18 protein-coding genes and 1 CRISPR repeat array are annotated in these 19161 nt (G+C 47.7%); of the genes, 4 read left to right on the top strand and 14 right to left on the bottom strand.

Annotated elements, in window-relative coordinates; translation table 11 throughout:
• Positions 1-55 precede the first annotated feature (55 nt).
• Positions 56-423: a CRISPR direct-repeat array (repeat unit 32 nt; unit sequence ATTTCAATCCACGCACTCATATAGAGTGCGAC).
• Positions 424-667: 244 nt separating this feature from the next.
• The 9 genes from ACIFO6_RS23530 to ACIFO6_RS23490 form a co-directional block, all read right to left on the bottom strand.
• Positions 668-1477 (bottom strand): SDR family oxidoreductase, encoded by an 810-nt coding sequence (locus tag ACIFO6_RS23530; RefSeq protein ID WP_283655697.1) that lies wholly within the window; start codon positions 1475-1477, stop codon positions 668-670.
• Positions 1478-1726: 249 nt separating this feature from the next.
• The gene (locus ACIFO6_RS23525) at positions 1727-2563 is read right to left on the bottom strand and encodes a hypothetical protein (protein WP_430044406.1); all 837 of its coding nucleotides are present in this window, start codon (positions 2561-2563) and stop codon (positions 1727-1729) included.
• 12 nt (positions 2564-2575) lie between these two features.
• Entirely contained in the window at positions 2576-3328 is a 753-nt protein-coding gene (locus tag ACIFO6_RS23520) for a vWA domain-containing protein (protein WP_430044405.1), read from the bottom strand.
• Positions 3329-3402: 74 nt separating this feature from the next.
• Positions 3403-5427, bottom strand: coding sequence for a hypothetical protein (locus tag ACIFO6_RS23515; RefSeq protein ID WP_430044404.1), 2025 nt, complete (start codon positions 5425-5427; stop codon positions 3403-3405).
• Positions 5428-5635: 208 nt separating this feature from the next.
• The gene (locus tag ACIFO6_RS23510; protein WP_013309990.1) at positions 5636-5911 is read right to left on the bottom strand and encodes a WXG100 family type VII secretion target; all 276 of its coding nucleotides are present in this window, start codon (positions 5909-5911) and stop codon (positions 5636-5638) included.
• A 118-nt stretch (positions 5912-6029) separates the two neighbouring features.
• Positions 6030-6566: a WXG100 family type VII secretion target gene (locus ACIFO6_RS23505; RefSeq protein ID WP_430044402.1), complete on the bottom strand. Its 537-nt coding sequence runs from the start codon at positions 6564-6566 to the stop codon at positions 6030-6032.
• A 5-nt stretch (positions 6567-6571) separates the two neighbouring features.
• Positions 6572-7414: a hypothetical protein gene (locus ACIFO6_RS23500; protein ID WP_430044400.1), complete on the bottom strand. Its 843-nt coding sequence runs from the start codon at positions 7412-7414 to the stop codon at positions 6572-6574.
• A gap of 16 nt (positions 7415-7430) precedes the next feature.
• Positions 7431-11426, bottom strand: coding sequence for a type VII secretion protein EssC (gene essC / locus ACIFO6_RS23495; RefSeq protein ID WP_430044399.1), 3996 nt, complete (start codon positions 11424-11426; stop codon positions 7431-7433).
• 67 nt (positions 11427-11493) lie between these two features.
• Positions 11494-11814, bottom strand: a complete 321-nt coding sequence (locus tag ACIFO6_RS23490; RefSeq protein ID WP_430044398.1) for a hypothetical protein — start codon at positions 11812-11814, stop codon at positions 11494-11496.
• A 393-nt stretch (positions 11815-12207) separates the two neighbouring features.
• Between ACIFO6_RS23490 and ACIFO6_RS23485 the strand changes: the two genes are divergently transcribed.
• Entirely contained in the window at positions 12208-12447 is a 240-nt protein-coding gene (locus tag ACIFO6_RS23485; protein ID WP_081473730.1) for a hypothetical protein, read from the top strand.
• A 112-nt stretch (positions 12448-12559) separates the two neighbouring features.
• Here ACIFO6_RS23485 and ACIFO6_RS23480 read toward each other — a convergent pair whose 3' ends face one another.
• From ACIFO6_RS23480 to ACIFO6_RS23465, 4 genes are all read right to left on the bottom strand, one after another.
• Entirely contained in the window at positions 12560-12727 is a 168-nt protein-coding gene (locus ACIFO6_RS23480) for a hypothetical protein (protein ID WP_430044396.1), read from the bottom strand.
• Between the two features lie 383 nt (positions 12728-13110).
• Positions 13111-13449: a L,D-transpeptidase gene (locus ACIFO6_RS23475; RefSeq protein WP_430044393.1), complete on the bottom strand. Its 339-nt coding sequence runs from the start codon at positions 13447-13449 to the stop codon at positions 13111-13113.
• Positions 13450-13535: 86 nt separating this feature from the next.
• The gene (gene rsgA, locus ACIFO6_RS23470) at positions 13536-14633 is read right to left on the bottom strand and encodes a ribosome small subunit-dependent GTPase A (RefSeq protein WP_430044392.1); all 1098 of its coding nucleotides are present in this window, start codon (positions 14631-14633) and stop codon (positions 13536-13538) included.
• A 446-nt stretch (positions 14634-15079) separates the two neighbouring features.
• Positions 15080-15676, bottom strand: a complete 597-nt coding sequence (locus ACIFO6_RS23465) for a metalloregulator ArsR/SmtB family transcription factor (protein ID WP_430044389.1) — start codon at positions 15674-15676, stop codon at positions 15080-15082.
• Positions 15677-15996: 320 nt separating this feature from the next.
• On the opposite strand from ACIFO6_RS23465, the gene ACIFO6_RS23460 reads away from it, so the two are divergent.
• The 3 genes from ACIFO6_RS23460 (at position 15997) to ACIFO6_RS23450 (ending at position 18151) form a co-directional block, all read left to right on the top strand.
• Positions 15997-16968 (top strand): YpdA family putative bacillithiol disulfide reductase, encoded by a 972-nt coding sequence (locus tag ACIFO6_RS23460; RefSeq protein ID WP_430044387.1) that lies wholly within the window; start codon positions 15997-15999, stop codon positions 16966-16968.
• Between the two features lie 22 nt (positions 16969-16990).
• Positions 16991-17434, top strand: a complete 444-nt coding sequence (locus tag ACIFO6_RS23455; RefSeq protein WP_430044385.1) for a DUF441 domain-containing protein — start codon at positions 16991-16993, stop codon at positions 17432-17434.
• A gap of 204 nt (positions 17435-17638) precedes the next feature.
• On the top strand, positions 17639-18151 hold the full coding sequence (locus ACIFO6_RS23450; protein WP_430044383.1) for an ADP-heptose synthase: 513 nt from the start codon (positions 17639-17641) through the stop codon (positions 18149-18151).
• A gap of 133 nt (positions 18152-18284) precedes the next feature.
• Here ACIFO6_RS23450 and ACIFO6_RS23445 read toward each other — a convergent pair whose 3' ends face one another.
• Positions 18285-18587 (bottom strand): HesB/YadR/YfhF family protein, encoded by a 303-nt coding sequence (locus ACIFO6_RS23445; protein WP_014281172.1) that lies wholly within the window; start codon positions 18585-18587, stop codon positions 18285-18287.
• Positions 18588-19161: the final 574 nt, after the last annotated feature.

The following is a 19161-nucleotide window of genomic DNA, read 5'->3' as shown; positions in this document are numbered from 1 at the left end:
ACTCATATAGAGTGCGACCAATACCAGAGTTAGAAAAGCCCACTTTGTCCTGACGATTTCAATCCACGCACTCATATAGAGTGCGACTATGATCAACGAAACCGAAGCCGTCGAGAATGTAAAATTTCAATCCACGCACTCATATAGAGTGCGACTTTTTTTGTTTTTGTTAATCATATCACCCAAATTATTTCAATCCACGCACTCATATAGAGTGCGACGCGCCTTCACAGGACGCGGAGACTGCCGAAGAATGAATTTCAATCCACGCACTCATATAGAGTGCGACTTGACCTGGGAGCCGAATCAAAGGAACAATTTAATATTTCAATCCACGCACTCATATAGAGTGCGACGAAAAGTGATCCTCATAAAAGATGCGACTGGTCCAATTTCAATCCACGCACTCATATAGAGTGCGACAGCGAAAATACAGCAATTGATACTCTAATGATATCAATTCCATACATTTTAGCAAAAAACGATGCCAAAAAAGCTTGAATCAACCATTGACTTCTACCGAAGTAAGCTGGTTGAATACTTTTCGACAAATTTCGAGGTGCGAAGGACCCGGGGTTTTTATGTGAGCTTCACATTCGCACCTTAACCAAGACGTTACACTCAGGATACCACAAAATATTTTTCCCTCACAGAGAATTCTTTAGTGCTAAAACAATAAGGACTCTGCCCCATCAATCACAATTTGTGCACCGGTGATATGACGCGAATGATCGGAGGCCAGGAACGTTACCAAATCAGCTACCTGCTCGGGTTGCCCGGGACCATCAGCCAGCGGCTGCCCTCCTTCGGGAAACTGAACAGGGATGGTAATCTGCTTTAGCCTTTCGGATTTCTCCGTCGTTTCGTCAATATTGGTCGAGATAGCCCCCGGATAGATGACATTGACACGGATACGGAACTTGGCCAGCTCCAGCGCAGCCATTTTAGCAAATCCGGTTTGACCTGCCTTGGACGTACTGTAGGCTGACATTCCAAAGCTGGTAAAACGCTGATTTCCATTAATAGAGCTGGTAATGATAATGCTGCCGCCACCGTTTTTTTTCAAATGCGGTACGGTATACTTCACCGTCAGAAAAGTACCATCCAGATTCGTAGACAGCGTCTGCCGCCAATCCTCAATGCTCAAATCCTCAATCGGTCCGACAACCCCGTTAATCCCCGCATTGGCAAAAATGATATGCAGCCCGCCAAACAACTCAACCGCTTCCAAGACCGCTTTTTCCACACGCACCGGATCGGCAATATCCACGTCAAAAGCCCGAGCAGCCCCTTCACGTATAGCATTAATCTCTCTCTCCGTCTCTACAATCCGTTCATTACTGACATCAAAAAGTGCGACATTCGCTCCCTCTCTGGCCATTTGAATAGCCGTTGCCTTGCCAATACCAGAACCAGCCCCCGTGATCAGAGCCGTTTTGCCTTCAAAGCGTGCGCCTCCTGCCAGTGTATAGCTCATATGATCGCTCCCTTTCAGTATCCTGTATAATCACAAGATTACCCAAAAAGGGTTACTTTATAATCACCACTTTTGCGCATTTTTTTGTTATTCCTTTGCGATATTTGAGAAAAAGACTAATAAAACATCAATTATCGCAGTATTTCTTCTGCTTTCTTGCTGACCGTTAGTTTCTTTCTATAGTATTCATCCAAAAAGGACGTTTTACAACCATCAGTATGGATGCATAACGTCCTTGTCTTTTTCCGTTTACCACTGCAATTCAATAAATGCAGCATCATCATCAAGCCCTCCGGTATGGGAGGCATCCAGCAAAACCTGTACCTGCTCATCTGGGACAGGCTCACGAATAGGGTCCAAATCGGATAATCCGTCACTATATACCTGTAATCTCATCGGCATATCTGCGGGTATGCTTCTTTCGTACCAATGAGGCTTACCTCCAATCGGCCCACGGCTTGTGGACCAGCGTTCCGCTGTGGAAAAGGTATGATTAAATAATTCGCTGATCTCCTCCGTCCCGTTCCACAGCCGCAATCGTGAATCTCCTTGCCAGGCAAGTCTGAGACGCCCACGGGTGCCGCGCTTTGGCAGTTCGATTTTACCGCAAATATACATCGACTGGCTTCCCTGACGACGTTTATCCTCCAACACCGAACGCATCAAGCCCGATTCATGCTGCAAAGGCTGCCGATCCAGTTCCTCCGCAGCTGTGCCTGCCAACCGTTCGAGGTATAGCCCCAGTTTATCCGCAGACAGCTCCTGCCCCTGTTCCATCCAATCCAGCAAAGAGGAACCCAAATAGCGGGCTGCAAAATCTCCCTGGTAACTAAGTCCGACACCATCACACAGAACAAAACAACAGACAGATTTATGAATACGCACTGCGGCGAAATCCTGTCCGCTTTCACCCATACTGGCAGATTCAGCAGATCTCCCGTAACCGTAACGGCACATAAAACGGCTATGATGAGTCGATAGTGGCTGATCACCCGTCTGAGAGCTGATGTAGGCAAAACGCTGCGCCAGCCGTGCATTTATTCCCTTCCTTTTGCTCGTGGGGAGCAGAGACAGCAGTGGATTCATGCGTTTTCCTCCTTACCGTACAGGCGTTGCGGCCGACATTTGAAAACCGATGGACACCAGTTCTGGACAGGTTCCAGGCAGCATCATAACTGCTCCCTCACCTAGCTGATAATCTGCCTCATACAGCATTTCCCGATAGCTTTCAGGAAGTACAGAAGACATATTACGCAATTTCACAGCATGTTCATCCTGTAACGGCGTATTATGCGTAAGACCTTTCCAGCGGCGGGGGTCCTGAATAGGCGTTTCCAGTAGTCTGTCCGATAAAAATATGTTTTCCACCAGTACATTGCCGTCCGGTACGCTCATACTCATAATACGCTTGGCAATCGGTTCTGGATCATCACCTGTAGAAACACCATCCGTCATATGACAAACCAAAGGCGCAGGGCAATCCTGCATCCCCGGCAGCTCCGTTTGTAAAATACGCTCGGCTTGCAAGAAAGCCTTTGCCGAATCTGAAAAGCGTTTGGGCGTCAAATCGGGCAACGAACCCAGCGCCGCAATTTCATCAATCCCCTTCACACCGTTGAGCAGATCATATACGTCGTCACTATAAGCCAAAATCGCAATCCGATAGCGTGCAGTCAGCCGGTTCCCCTTAGTCGAACGGAAAACCATCTGCCGAATCGCCAGTGATATGGCTTCGTAGACGACATCAATTCGCCGCCGCCCGTCCATAAGCATGTTCATTGACGCGCTAATGTCAATCAGGTAAATGATCAGGGCGGGGGTACGCTGTGAAGCCTGTATGGTATAATTCATCGTTTGCACACGCTCCCCTCAGTTAGCTTCTATCAAACTTCTGCCATTCAATCCATATCTTAAATTATGAATAATTAAATTTTAGGTAGTCTGAAATTCGTATCGCCTAAAAAGTTATAGATAGAGGAAGCGCGATACCCGACTTCGCCTACCGAACGATAATAGGATGGATTACTATCATATAATGCTCTAAAACGATTGGCAAAACCCTTCGCCTTCGCCGTGCTCCCGCCCTCCTGAGAGGCATATGCCTTGTTATACAGGGAAATAAGCTGGAGAACATTTTGTTTGTTACTTGCATGAATGGATGTTTTTTGCTTTTTCTTCGCCTCTGCCGCCGCCTTACGTGCTGTCTCTTCCTGCGCTGCTCGGGCAGCCTGACCCTTTTTCCAAGCCAAATATTTTTCGTACTTTGCCTGCTGATCATACGCTTTTTGCTTTGCCAGTTTGGCGCTTGTCTGCTTGTTTTGTTCCTTTTGAGCGAGGTAGGCTTCATATTTTACCTGCTGAGCTACAAGGGCCTGTTGTTTTTTCTGCTCTTCCTGCTGCTTTTGGGCAGTAAGAGCCTGCTGTTTGGCCTGATGTTCAGCTTCCTGCCGTTGCTTCTCCGTCAGTGCCTTTTGAGCAGCCTCCTGTTCAGCAGCCAGCCTCGCTTCCGCCGCCTTTGCGGCTTCTTCCTGTTTGACTGCCTCGATTTGTCGCTGATTGGACTGATCCGCCAGAATATTCACGGCTGGAATGCCAACGGCCAACAGAACGACAGCCGCCGCCGTTGTGACAATGAACGTTTTGGAGCGAAACCAGGCTGCTGATTTTTCCGGCTGCTCAGGCGGCTTGGGGTTCAACTGCTCCTCCAGCCCCATAATGGCAGCCGATACCTCCACATGCAGAGGGCTGTCGTCTTCTACAAAATGATACAACGACCGATATACCTCCAGGGCCGCAGCAGGCTTGTTTTGCTTCTCCAGTTCACGCGCCTGCCGGAACAGCTTGTCCGTCACCCCACGCTCACCTTGCTCCTGGGCCACCTGGTTCAGTATCGCAGCTTGTTCCGCTTGGAGTGGTGCAACCAAGGAGGCTGCAGCTTCCCCGGACTCACCAGTAGCTAATGCTGCTGCCTCTGTCGCCTTGGTTTCCACCGTGTCTACTTCAACAGGAATCTCTTGCTCGGTAAGTGCATTGAGTACGACCAGCCATTCACCAAAGGTAGGGCAACTGCTCAAATCCTGACTGTCCCAGGCACGGCTAAACAGCTCCACCAGCTTGCTTCCCCAGCGTGATTCCAGCGACTTGCGCAAAATATAATAACGTTCGCAAGGCGTCTGCATTTCATGCTGGTCAAAATAGCTTTCGCCCCATGCTTTATCGACCACCACACGGTCTGACCATCCCAGCATTTCACCGATAATAACGGCCCCTGCAAAACGATCCGCATACGCGCTCCATAACCCGCTGTGAACGGTACGGTGCGCAGCATACCCCGGCGATCCTGCTAATAGAGCATCCGGACGATCCATTTTGGTACTGTACATTTGCTCCACATCGACCCATTCTACAGCTGATGTGCCTTCAGGCAGTTCCACTTCAGAAAAAAACGGAAGCATGACATTCGGCGCAGATAAATCACAGTGCGCCAATCCTTTTTGCTCCATAGCTGAGCCGATCCCTGCCAGCGCTCTGGCCAAAGCCAGACTATCGGAAGCCTCAAGCTGCTGCTGAGCTATGAGGCAATCGAACCATGTTGTCCCATGAATCCATGGCATCAGCACTGCATATAGCAAATCAGGCTGCTCGGCGATCAGACTTCCGTTTCTTTCTGGAGTGAGCACAACACGCTTGCATACCTGCAACCCGGGGATATCCCCGTACGCTTCCATATGCTCTGATTGATAAACCATAGCCGGGATACGGAACTTTGGAAAAAACACTTTAAGGGCTTTAGCCTCATGTGGCACTCCGCTTTTAGCATTCAGCTGGTATACGATCCCCTGCCGCCCTGCTTGAGCATAAGCCAAACCGGGTGCAGCAGGATGCCGCCCAACCACATAGGCTGTGCCGTTTATGATCAATTCGTCTCCCGGATTCGGTTGAAAAGACATGGAACATCCCTCTCCTTACATCGTTCAGTATGCTAGTTTCCTCACCTTATTATATGCAATCTGTGGATGGCAAGAAAACCGGGTGTCCGAAGATCGCCCGGTTTTTTCCTGATAACCACTATACCAAATGTACAAACCACAAGAAATGGTTCATATATATTGCTTCTTCATGGAGTGGTATATTATAAGGTGATGCTTATCTCGCATCTTACTTCGTTTGGTCAACCGTACGGAATTTATTAGCGATAGCCGTCAGTTCTTGGCTGATGCTGTTCAAAGTCGTTACGAAAGCTTGCATTTGTTTGCTGGCTTCCTGAAACTCTTGAAAGAAGCGTTGTTTGGTCATACCTTCCCATTGACCTTCCATGCCTGAGATGGATTGTGTCAAGCTGGAAACGATCTGCTGGCTTTGTTCACCGCTTTGTTTAAATTGATTGGCTACCTGATCGACCTGTTCCGGGGTAATTAAAATACGTCCTGCCATATCATAAGTCCTCCTTGATGATAATAAATGTTTTGTTTAACTGGTTCAAATTGTACTATGTTTATTTAATTTTCCACAAAAGGCGAAGGTCCTAATTATAATAAGTCCCGAGAATCTACTAAGCGACAGGCTGATCCCTAACTATAGCCGGGTCAACAAAATACCATTCCTGCGGATTGCTGGAAGACGCCTGCTTCAAAATATCCTGATTCAGCGTAACTGCATCCGACGACTGTACACCAGCAATGGCATGCACGACAGACTGCGGGTCCGAAATCGGACCGCTTCCTTCTGAAGGTTGCCCGGGCAAAATAGACGGCGACTGCTGATTCGACCAATCCAGCATTGTGACGGGTCGTCCTAATGGCTGGCTCGCAAATGACAGAATTGTATGATGGTTGTGGTCAACAGACTGGAACTGTTCTGCCTTTTGGTTCAATTGTGCACCTGATGTATGGAGGTAAGCATGTATCTGCTCCGACATTCGCTTGGCCTGCATCCAATGATTCAAGACCGTCTCACGTGTAGATACATCCCAATCCATGGATTGTAACGCCTGCTCCAACCCTGCTGTTAACTGTTGAATTTGCTCCGCCGCATGCTGTAGCTGCCCGCTAAGCCCCCGAAGCACATCCGGTTCAACTCGAATGCGCATATCCATCACCCTTCTTCTGTCGCTTCTTCAGTTACTGCTGACTGTCGCAGCCAATTTAATAATAAATCCACAAACTGATCTCTTGATGCCATGGCTGCAATAAGCCAATCTCCGTTCCCATTAGAGCTCATACGAAATATCCAGTTCATCGTTGGACACAGGACAAACGCAACCCGCTGTGATTCCCACTCCCTGCCGTTCCAGACCAGCAATTGCAGTTCTCCTTCAGCTATACGGGAACTCAATGACTGGGCAAGTCTCACAGACCCCTCTGCATCTCCGCTCGCCTTGGTCAGTTTGCTTTTAATCTGAGCAACACTGTCTTCTGCAGATTGCTTGTAAATTTCATGAAATGCCTGCTTGGAGAACATAAGCGCGGGAGATTCAGGCACGAGCCGATCTCCCCAGCCCATTTTATCAATCACTGTCTCGCAAGCCTTCTCCACATTACCCAGATCATACAGGCGGTACTCATCGGGTTCATCAACGGATTTTACTAGCTCCACGACACGCTCGTTTGTGCAATGGAGGTAACCTTCGAACTGCTTACCGCCCCGCGAATAGCGTATATGGCAAGCCCGGTTAGATAATCCCGCGATAGCAACCCTCGAAAAAACGGTAGGGGGCATGGCCAACTCAGTTCCCTCGTCTACCCGCTTTAAATAACCCTTTTCCAGAAGAGAAGCTTTTACCTGCTCCCACTCTTCTGCCAACTCTTCTGCCAGATAGCCCTTAAACGGATCTTCCACCCCAAGCAGTCTGTCAGAACCCAGAACGCCTGCCAGGAAAAACAGTTCCTTCGACTTGAGGGTTATTAACTTCTGCTTGGAAGCTTGAAACGTTAACATTATGAGCCACCTCCCTTCAAACTACAACATGCCATCGGTCACGAATTTCCGTTATCCAATCCTCACAGTTCACTTGCTCTGAGAAGGGAATTGCCGCTTTTATCCTGGTAAATTTGCGTCGTACGTAGTATCCCTGCCCAGGGGGTAGGACTTTTAGGCCACCAGCGGTGGTATTCGCTTCTGAATAGGGGATACGAAAGAACGATAAATCATTCGAATCCAGTGTTCCGAAAAGCATACCGCTTTGACTCGCCTTAACATCATTAAACCAGTCTACGCCAAAGGTTGGGAAATCAGATGGCACGCCCGACAGCACGACATGCACATTGCGATCACGCCCCAACCGTACAATGGCGGAGAGCTGATCCTTTATCGTAAAATCGTTCAATTGCTTGCTTAGCATATCCGCATCATCAATGACCAGCAGCAATTCGGGATCATTCCCCTCCTTGTTCCGCTGTTGAACGATATCATACATTTGCTGTACCAATGGACCAAGCTCTTCCTCGCTTTCAGCAGCAGCCTTGACATGAGGAAGATGCCGCAATCGTGATAGTCCCCCGCCTCCGTAGCGGGTATCGACCGTATAGACTTCCAATTGACTTGGCGATGTGTAATAAGCCAGCGATATGATCCAGCTCATCAGGAAAGAGGTTTTCCCTCCTTCCATAGGACTACCGACGATAAAATTAGGACCTTCCTTGAGATTCAGTAAGAAAGGCTCCAGATCGTCACTCTGTAGCCCTACAGGCACCTCATAAGGAAGCGCGCCCGAAGGCCCGCTCGTCCGGTCCCATTGCTGAAGCAGTTCCGCCAACGGGATTCGCTCGGGCAACGGAAGAATGGCTGGAGCGTTTTTGCCCTTCCATTCCTGTACGATACCAGCTATGTTGCGGCGCAACATAGCTGAACGCTCCGTTTCATCTTCTCCGGGTGAAGGCAACGCCGTCTGGAACTCCAGCGGCGGGATATGCCCTTTGACCAAAGCCCGACCCGGAATTAAAGGCCCCAGTGTTTTGGCTGGTCGTCCTACTGCATAATAATAATCACTCGGGTCAGACATTTCAAAAGAAACAGCGTTCGCAATATTACTGCGGAACTTCTCAAACACATCGGTAATCCGATTCGCTGTAATGATAAATGTAATACCGAGACTGCCACCTTCACGCAAAAGAGATTCCAGCAGCTCATTTTCATCTGGATAAGCATTACGGAAATTAAGGTAGCCATCAATGACTACGATAATTTGTGGCACATCCTCCACAGCAGAACGTCGATAAGAGCTTATTGTTTTGACACCAGTTTCGGAAATCATTTCCATACGTACAGCCACCTGCTTGAACAGATAACGGAACAACCGCTTGATCCGGTCGTCCTCCTCTGCCATCATAACAGCACCGATCTGGGGAAGTTCCCCAAAGTCGCGCATCGTTCGCCCCATATCAATGATGTAACCGTTCCAACGGTTCGCATGAAAGCGCTGAGCCACCGACATTAGCATTGTTTGCAAAAAGGTCGTTTTACCCATTCCCGGCATACCATACACTGCCCAATGACCATGATCCAGTGATGCATAAATCGGCTCCTGTCGCTGGTTCGGCAAATCATCAACCAGACCCATGACCGCCTTCAGCTCTTGAGGCGATGTTGGACTGTCCGTTTCTGCGCATGGAGACAAGTCAGTTAAATCCAGCAATTCAGGCAGCGGTGGAAGCCACGGTCCCTGAAGCCGTTTGATCCCTGCCTTGACAGCTTCTTCTGCAATATAATCAATGAATATCTGAAGCTGTTTGGGAGCTTCTTCCCCTTTTAAGCCTGAGTTTGCCCGTTCGCCGCCAGTCAGCAGCGCTTCACGCTTGCCGTTCAGTCTCACCTCATGAACGGGCAGTGCGGAAGAAATATCACTGTTGCCTACATACGGGGCACCACTCCAGGCAAACTGCATTTCTTCAAACACCTCATCACTGCCGACCTGAAAATACCCTCGTCCCGGCTTCGTGATCCATGCAGCATTCGGTATTTTCAACATATCACGGCTGTCGCCTTCGCTCTGCACCCGTAAGCAGATACGGAACCTAGAGTTACTCCAGATTTTATCGTCCACAACACCAGCAGGCTTTTGGGTCGCCAAAATCAGATGGACACCCAATGTCCGTCCAATGGCGGCAATACTGATTAGCTCATCCATGAACTCGGGTTGATCCCGTTTTAATTGTGCAAATTCATCAATAATAATAACCAGATGAGGCAGCGGTTGTGCGTGCCGCTGCCGGAGCAATCTGTAATATTCATCAATATGCTGCAAATTGCCCGCATCGTTTAATATTTTTTGTCGGCGGACCAGTTCTGCTTTTAGTGATATTTTGGCGCGTTCGATCAGGTTATTGTCCAAATTCGTAATCGTGCCCACCACATGCGGCAAATTGACGAACGTATTGGACATGCCGCCACCCTTGTAGTCAATCAGCATAAACGCAAGATCATGCGGGTGAAACTCAGCAGCAAGGGAAGCTACGATGGACTGAATAACCTCACTCTTCCCTGAACCTGTCGTACCGGCGATCAAACCGTGCGGACCGTGTCCCTGGCGCTCGATTTTATCATGCAGATTAATCATGATCTTCTTGCCGCCTGCCCGCACACCCATAGGTACAGGTAATGTATCAGGATAGCGGTTGCGCCGCCACCGTTCTGACACGTCCAGTTCTTCCACACCCGCTACGCTCATCATATCGAACAGTGGCAGCACAGAGGGAATATCCGAAGCCGAGGAACGCTTCAAGCGAATAGGAGCCATATACCGCGCCAATGCATCTGCTTCCTCTCTCGACAGACGATCAGGTTTAAAACTTTGCTGTTCAACCTCCGGTGACTCCGATTTGCGAGCATATACGCCCTGCTCCTTGGAAGCCTCCACGATAAGCTGACATTGCATCGGCAAAGCTTCCTTTCGGGAAGCCAGAACGATGGTACACGCATCAATTGCCCGTCCGTCCTCCAACAGCAACGGGAGCAGCGGTTCTTCTTCAATGAGCTGGCTATCTGATAAAACAACCACATAACAAGGGACCTCCATCCCTTTTCCATGACGTTCGTTGCGGTTGTTTTTACGGCGGTTCAATCTGGCAAACAGAAAGTCGGCCAATTGATGGGCGCTACTGCTGCGGTCTGACATCATCCGCCCAGTTCTGTCATCGTCCCACACATGCGGAAGCCAACGCATCCAATTCCATTCACTTTCCTCACGCTCATCATAAAAAGAAGCGATTTTCACTTCATCTGGTGAGTGACGGACAGTCACCTGTGCCAGAATCACTCTTAATGCTGCAAGAGTATGCTCTCGCTCTCCAACCAGTCCAACTACCTTGGATTGAAACAGCGGCAAGGCAATGGAAGCAGCATCCACCAGACGAAACTCTTCCCCCAATTCATCCGCAGCTCCCAGCAACGGGTCTCGGTCATAGCCGTCCGGGCGTGGGATTTGCAGCTTGATATGAAACGGAACTTGTCCGGTTCCAATACGCACTTGCAAAAAATCCTCATCTTCCGGCGAACGCTCCCAGAGAGAGCTGCTACGGTTTTTTACGATTTGAGCGCAGATTTGCGGGTCACCGTGAATTTCATATAGCGTGCGAATCTGCTCTTCGCGCTTCAATTCAAGCTCTTCCCGATGCTTCTGGAGCTGTTCCCGATACATCCGGTCACGTTCCTCCAGCTTGCGCTTATACTCCTTCTTATTGCTCAAATACACAAAAAAAGGAATGGTATAGGATGTAAGCATCATGACCACAGTAACCATCTGGAACATCAGGTAGTTACTGTTGCCCATCTTGCCTGTTTTGCTCATATATACGTAAAAACCAATCGTTACCAACGTCATCATTAACGGAATAAGTATAGATATAATGGAAAAAGACGGCTTACTCGGCTCAGCCGGAGGCCGTAAAATCTCCAGCTTCTCCTCTCGGAGCGCCGGTCTTAATCTCGGGGAGCGCTGGTATAATACATTCAAGACAAAAGTCCCCCTTTTTGCTTACTATTTCATTTTACCAAGGTTTCATATAATTTCATGTGTGTATTTACCCATTTTTTTCACTTTGAAACAACGAACGCCGTCCATATACAGGAGCTTCGTCCCGGGTTGTCGAAAAAGCACGCTGAATACGCACCGTACAGCCTTCCCGCAGACCCGCTCCGATCAGCAGTTGGTCGTCATCCACTCTGAACCAAAGCCCCTCCGGGAATTTTGCTTCCATAATATATTGCATTCCTTCTGCCGGAGACTCACCAAAAATACGCACACCCAGCATCAGCTTCAAATGATCTACCGAGTATTCATCAGCCACCTCGATGTCAAACCACTCTGTTTCCTGTCGTCCCGAAAGCACGGTCAGGATCATCTGTCATCCCTCCCGATCCTTAATATAAACAGTAAAGCTCACACAAAGAGCCTATTTTCTATGAAAACATGGCTATCGTAACTGTAGCATCCACCTATTAGACTGTCAATTTGTTACAAAATACCCACTCGCACTATAAAATCATGACTTTAGTTGTATTTTTATATCTTAAAAGAGTCATATGAATCAATAAACTATATTTTCAGAGTTTTGTAGAATTCGCATATACGTCATTTTGTCGATGGGTTAAACCAAATTCGATTGTTTACCAGAGTATTGTGAACACTTTGTAAATTTTTCAGACCTTTATGTTTTTATAAGGTGTTTTTAAGGTAATTTTAAGAAACGGGCTCTACAATAAAGCCATGAAATAACTCAAGCGAGGTGATTTTTGTGAGAACATTAATTACATTTCAAAACAAACGTATTCCCGTATACTTCAACCAAGAAAACAAACAACCTGTACAAAAAACATTAAAACTTCTTAGCAACACTTTGGAGAACAAAATCTCCAGAGGCAAGCGTGCCCTTCAAAAATGTCTTAACTCTTTGATCAGTATAGAAATTGTTGGTTGTGAAGCCATCCTGCATAGCGTTAGTGAAAATGATTCATTGGCACTGTCCCTCTACTAAGAGGGACTTTTTTTTGTTCCGAAATCATAGCAAAAAAGAGAGAGTGACTTTGCACCCTCTCTGTATCAGCGGCTTTGAATCATGATACATGTAACTAGCCGAACCTATCTTTTTATAGCAATCTGCTTATAGTTTTCTTTTGCGATAACCTTTTTTTGCTGCCTCGTTCCAACTGCTGCGCCTTCTCAATTCGTATTCTAAACAGCTCCACTAAATTAGCGCGTGTATGCTCTTCCCGGCAGTTGTCCAGCTTTTTCAGGATAAAACGGTCAATGGACATATGACTCAGGCTCCTTTACAACATGCTACCCCTGCATTTCAAGGGAATGATCAGACTATCCATTTTTAACCATTCCGCTTGTGGTTTAAACATGTAAGCAACCTGTTGGATAAAGTAGGCTGGAACCTTTTATACACTTTGTTGTTGCTGACAATTCTGTCTGCATGCAGCAGAGAAAAAGCCTCTACCCGCAGTATAGCCCAACATGAGGCTGAGGCCCGCGCCTACACTTACCGGCAACCCGAACCAGAATATGTCCTCCCTGGATGAGCGAGCTGCCAATCGCACCCCTGTACATCTACAAAGCGACAGTTATGTCGAAATAACAGGCAATGAAATATAGACAGAAAAACCGTAAAGGTCACAGAGCGGCTTGTCGGTCACTAAGGCTGTATGGTGACCGGCGTGCCAATGCTCACCTTTTCCTGAAGCTCCAGCACATCCTTGTTCTGCATACGTATGCAACCATGCGACACCAGCTTGCCAATGGACCAAGGCTCATTGGTGCCGTGGATGCCATAATGCGGCTTGGACAGCCCCATCCAGAACGCTCCGAAGGGGCCGCCAGGATTGGGCTGTTTGTTGATGATGGTAAATTGTCCATACGGCGTCTGTGTAGCAATTTTACCAATACCGACCGGATAACTAAGTACAGTCCGATCTCCATCTTTTAAATACAGACGACGATCCGACAAACTCACCACAATACTATAATTCGGCATATACTCACCCCTCTACAGGATATGCCGACCACACCGCAGATTCTCTTGTGATTTTTACAAATAACCTTTCTTCATCTCATCTCATCTCACCACTCCACATCACGTCTCCAGCCACTTCGATTACCGACTCGGCCCTGATTTGTGCTTGAACGTTGATCCTTTTTCCGCCGATCTGCTTCTTTACGTGCCTGATACTCCAGCTCCCGCTGCATTTTGCGATAGCTGTTCACCCTAGATTCAGATAGCTCACCACGCTGCACAGCTTCCTCTACCGCACATCCCACTTCTCCCTGATGCTTGCAGTCTGCAAAACGGCATTTTTGTGCCATTTCCGTAATATCCGCGAAGGTATTAGCAACCCCAGTGGAATCATCCCACAGATTCAGTTCACGCATTCCCGGCGTATCCAGCAGAACGGCTTGCTTTAATATGGGGAACAACTGTCGGTGGGTTGTCGTATGGCGCCCCCGACTGTCCTCTTCCCTCACATCCTGTGTAAGCTGAACTTCGGCCCCGGACAGCCAGTTCACAATTGTTGATTTGCCGCTGCCGGATGAGCCTGTCAAGGCAACTGTGCGTCCGGGTTGAAGAAACGCCTCCAACTGCTCTCTCCCTTCGTTCTGCAAAGCGGAAATAACGATGACAGGCACACCAGGCGCAACCCCCTCCGCTTCTGCCACCCGTTCTTCCACATCGAAACAAAGATCGCTTTTGCTCAACACAACGACCGGATCAACCCCACTGTTCCACGCCATAATTAGATACCGCTCCAGCCTGCGCACATTAAAATCGTGATTCAGTGCATTGACGAGAAAGAGGGTATCTACATTAGTCGCAATCAGCTGCTCCTTCGTCTCAAGGCCCGCAGCCTGCCGAGATATCCGGCTTTTACGTGGCAGCACGGCATGAATCACTGCGTCCGAGACTCCATCAGGCAAAGTGACAGCTACCCAATCCCCTACAGCCGGCATTTCCGCCGGATCGACAATAGCATGTCTCAGCTTGCCGGAAACAGCTCCCCAGCGTTCTCCATCCATAGTCATAAGCTTTACTTTTTGACCGTAATCGGCAATCAGACGGGCAGGGCGTACCTGTGTATTTTCTGCGTGTTCTCCAAAGCTTTGCTTCCATTGATCCCAAAAACCGTTCCAGTAATCAGACCAACCGTATTCATGTATGCTCATTGTTCTCCTCCTGTGAATCATCGTTTATTGCTGATGTTAAAAGTTGATGCTTTTTTATTTTCGTGTTACTCGGTGCTTGTAAATGTTCTCTCCCGCGAGCAAAAAACGCAAAAAATCCGCAGGGAAAACCCCTGCGGAGGGTGTATAATTCAAGCCAAGGCTATCCCAAGACCCTAATCATAAAAAAATCCGCAGGGAATCACTCCCTGCGGATTTCATCGGTCTACTGCTCAACCGAATGCCGTGTAAAAACTATACTTATTCCATATAGTCTTCTACTGTGCATCATCCGTGCGGGAGACAACGTCATACTGCTGCTGAACCCATCCATTCATGTTCGTACGCATATAACATCGCCTCCTCCTAAAATTTTTTTAATCATATAAGTCCACAATTCGTCTGTCAAGTATGCCGCAAACCTTTTTTTTAATCCTTTCAAGTTTCTTTTAGCGCACTTGATCCCAGCGTGTCCACATCTCATGTGGATTCAATTCATACATTTCACGTTCCCTGTACATAAACTGATGCATAATCAGCTCACGCCGAATTGTCGCAAAATCCTCATGATACTGCTTAATCCACTCGTTTAGCTCACGTTCAGGATACACGCGGCCCGGCTCCAGCTTTTCTGCCAGCATTTGAAGCACGATCAGCTTTTTCTTGTATTGGAAGGGAATTTGACGCAGCTTGCCGTCCTTGGAAAAAAAATTACGCGAGACTGTCGCTTCCAGCGTTTCATTAACCTCTGACATCTCTTCCTCACCCTCTCCTTTTTCAAAAATAAACCGCACTGTCGCCTCGGCATGCTGCCGGATCAGTTCAGGATTCAGTGTGAAATATAACGTATTCTTATCACGTCGCTCCTTGATTAGCCCCGCCTCACGAAGCTTGGAAGCATGATGCGTGACAGTCGGTTGGGATAAATTCAGTTTTTCCGCCAACGCCTGACCATGCATCTCTCCACGTGACAAGAGCAGCAATATACGCATACGCGTAGGATCGGCAAGCGCTTTATGATAATTTACCATTTTATCCAGTTGCATCGTTAACCCCTCTTTTCATCACTACATATTTTCCGTATGTTTACCGTAAAAATAAAATAAACACATCATAATAGATATATATCTAATTATATGTTTATTAAAAATGTATGTCAATCATATCAATCTTTTACTTCTTTCTGAAAACGGCTGGATATTGTGTACGCATTGCGGTAGGATGATATTACTTGACTTTTGTGCAGAGATTGCATATATTAAATCGTTCCACCTTTTCAATTTTTTTGTGAATTAGCGCTTTGAAACTTCTTACATACTACTGCAAAACTGGCGCTACAGACCAATACAACGGGAGGTTCATCGAGATGCACGACGTAGTCATTATCGGAGGCGGGCCTTGCGGGCTGTCCGCTGCAATCGAATGCAGTCGCAAAGGCTTGCAAACCGTCATTATCGAAAAAAGTAACATTGTTCACTCCATTTTTCTGTACCCGACGAACATGCAGTTTTTCAGCACGGCTGAGCTGCTGGAAATTGGCGATGTCCCGTTTAGTACGCCTAATGACAAGCCTTACCGTCATGAAGCACTGTCGTATTACCGCAAGGTAGCGACACATTATAACCTGAGCGTCCGTCATTACGAGGAAGCAAAAACGATCACACGACAGGATGATGGTACATTTACTGTACATACGGTGAGCAAGCAGGGAATAGCCAAAACGTATTCGTCACGCTATGTCGTCGTGGCTACAGGATATTTTGATCACCCGAACTATTTGGGCATTCCCGGGGAACAATTAGATAAAGTTACTCATTATTTCAGTGAAGCCCATCCCTACACCGGCACGCGGGTCGCAATCATCGGCGGCAGCAATTCTGCGGTGGATGCAGCGATGGAACTCGTACGTGTCGGGGCTTCCATTGACATGGTGTATCGCCGAACCGAGCTGTCTGAATACATTAAGCCGTGGGTTCGTCCACTGTTTGACAGTATGGTGCAAAAAGGGAAAATCACGCTCCATCTGGGCGCCCGCATCACTGAGATTCATCCGGATCATGTAGTGGTCACCCCGTTGGAGACAGCAGCTTTCCGACTCGAAAATGATTTTGTACTGGCACTCACCGGGTTTCACCCGGAACGGAAGCTGCTAGAGTCTGTCGGTGTCCACATGGCTGAGGATCTGGACAAACCGGAATATGATCCTTCCACGATGGAGACCAATATACCGGGTATATATGTGGCGGGTGTCATCGCTTCCGGCAGCAATGCCAACGAGGTGTTCATCGAAACAGGCCGCTGGCACGGTCGCCAAATTGCTGAGCATATTCAAAGCTAAATGAACTAAGGAGAACACATATATGGATTACAGTTCACTCATCCTGCTGGTACTGGCTGGTCTTGGAATTATCAGCGGCAACTCCACCGTCACCATTGCCATGGTCATACTACTGCTACTTCGGGTAACCCATTTTCATACTGCTTTCCCCTGGCTTGAAAAGTATGGCTTGACGATCGGGATCATCATTCTAACCATTGGTGTGATGACCCCTCTGGCCAGCGGTAAAATCAGTATTAGCCAGGTGATGGAGTCCTTCCTGCACTGGAAGTCGCTGCTCGCTATTGCCATTGGCATCCTGGTAGCCTACCTTGGCGGCCGCGGAGTAACCCTGATGTCTGGACAGCCCATCATTGTGACCGGTTTGCTTATTGGAACTGTAATTGGTGTCGCCTTCTTCAAAGGCGTTCCTGTGGGGCCACTCATCGCCGCTGGGCTGCTGTCGCTGTTAATTGGACGCACTTAGGCTTCCCAGCGTATCCTTTGTCTGGCCGCTGGCAGATGCTATCCATAAAAAAACGTATTTGACCAGCGGCAGACATAAGATCGAAAAAGACAGTCAACGTAAAAAACGAATGAACCGGAGCAATCTGCATGAAGGACTGAATTTCAGTCCCACTTTGTGTTATACTCTTATCGCATAATTTGGTAAATGCAGGAGGCCTGACCGATGTCCCGACAATTTGTAACGGAAGCTGTAATGGTTGCCATATATGGCCAACTGCTTACAACTCCCGCCCCTGTGGAATATATAGTGCCTTACACATCGTTGCTGGAGCTATACGAATTTCAGGATAGCACGGAACCGCTCATGGATAATCCTGCGGACGATCAGCATGTGAAGCGAAAGGTAAGCGAACTGATCAGCTATTTTGAGGAACCTTTGAATCAGAAAAAAATCCGGCGTGCGCTTCAGATGCCCTGGGCCAAAAGCTTGCCCATCCTGTTCGACGCCAACACCTCGCTGATCGTCATTAATGCCGTCGATACTGCGCATTACGGAGAATATTTTGATCCAATCGAGACTGAATTGGTGCTAACAGCCCAGCGTGAGGAATTACCTATTTTGACTGATCAACTGGACTGGATTCACCGAATTATTGAAGCTTCCGTTCCTGTACATGTGTACGACATAGATGATTTTGATTTTGCGGTGGATGGTCCGATGCTTAACAACCCTTAACATGCAGCACGCGCGCCCCAAGGACAACAAAGCGGCGGAGTATCACACAGGTTAAACCCCTGTAATGCGATACCCCGCCGCTTTTTCATGTCCCTAAACGGTTAACCTACACGCTATTTCTAACGTTAGAGCTTTAAGACTGCTCTTCCTCGGCATACGTGTAAATAATGTCGTCATGTTCCTCCAGATACTTCACTTCCAGATGATGCCCCTTCAAGTACCAGTAATCCTGATCCTCCATATAAAACGTAATGCCAGCCGCTTCATGTTGTAATACGGGGTGCTGCGGAGGCTCTACGGCAATTCCCAGAGAAAAGCCCGGATGTAACCCGCCGCCCGAACTATAGCGGGCAAAAAAACGGATCGTATCTCCACGGTTCAGACCAAGCTCCTTGATGTACCACTGTGCCGCTGGTTCAGTTACCTGTATGCTCATGCGTTAGCTCATCTCCTTGTACAATTACATCCTGTTAACTATATCATAGCATGATTTAGAATGACCACCAACCACCCCTTACTCAAGTGAAAATCTCCAGCGAGCGATATACATTTTTTTGAAAAAGGTTTGACAATTCACAAAAGACGGTGTTAAGATTCAACCATACGAGATCCATTTTGAAATTAATTACCAAATTGAACGATTACTCAAATGTTCAGAATGAATCCAATTCAAAGAAGAAAGGAGTGCTACCGATGCTAAACATTCATCTCGCCTTTTACCCAACTCTACAAACACAACAACTTCATACCGGAGCATCTCCCCTGACACATCCTTCTGAATTGGGCCATTCACGTTGTATGGTTTAATACGAGTGGCTGCCTGCGTTTGAGCAGTTTTTCAGCGGTGAGTGTGCTGAATATACCTGCGCGCCATATGATATTGAGATTTAAGGCATATCGTCTGCGGACGGTATGCCTTTTTTGCGCCTGTTACCGGATTGAAGCTAGTGGTAGCAAGCCTTATTGTTTATTCAAAATGGTACAACAACTCTCGCATGAGCTTTACATGA

The sequence above is a fragment of the Paenibacillus sp. NRS-1781 genome, assembly GCF_050467745.1.
Lineage (GTDB): Bacteria > Bacillota > Bacilli > Paenibacillales > Paenibacillaceae > Paenibacillus > Paenibacillus terrae_A.
This window is presented reverse-complemented; position numbering and strand designations above follow the sequence as displayed.